Origin of the sequence: Micromonospora sp. NBRC 101691 (assembly GCF_030269285.1) — a bacterium.
In the GTDB taxonomy this organism is placed as follows: domain Bacteria; phylum Actinomycetota; class Actinomycetes; order Mycobacteriales; family Micromonosporaceae; genus Micromonospora; species Micromonospora echinospora.
This window is the reverse complement of the sequence record NZ_BSTB01000064.1, coordinates 1-392: the sequence shown is the minus strand read 5'-3', so window position 1 is coordinate 392 and position 392 is coordinate 1. Positions and strand designations below refer to the sequence as shown.

At 69.9% G+C, this 392-nt stretch carries 1 protein-coding gene; it reads right to left on the bottom strand.

Annotation, left to right across the window (positions count from 1 at the left end; translation table 11 throughout):
* Positions 1-392 (bottom strand): acyltransferase domain-containing protein (locus tag QSK20_RS31965; protein WP_285792329.1); only part of this gene is annotated, 392 nt, incomplete at both ends.

Sequence of the window (392 nt, the reverse complement as noted above, 5' to 3'; positions counted from 1 at the left end):
CCGCGAGCATCCCGCCCCCGGCCGGCAACGCCTGCATCAACCGGCCCCGCGCGGCGACGAGCGCACACGCGTCCGCCAGCGACAACACCCCGGCGACGTACGCGGCCGTGATCTCACCGACCGAATGACCACCCACGAAGTCCGGAACGATCCCGAACGACTCCACCAGACGGAACAACGCCACCTCGACCGCGAACAACCCGGCCTGCGTGAAGACGGTCTGATCCAACAACGCCGCCTCAGGCGTGCCCGCCTCGGCGAACAACACCGGCTTCAACGGCTGCGGCACCAGCGGGCCAAGCTGGGCACACACCTCATCCAAGGCACCCGCGAACACCGGGAACGCCTCGGACAGCTCCCGACCCATCCCGGCACGCTGCGCACCCTGACCC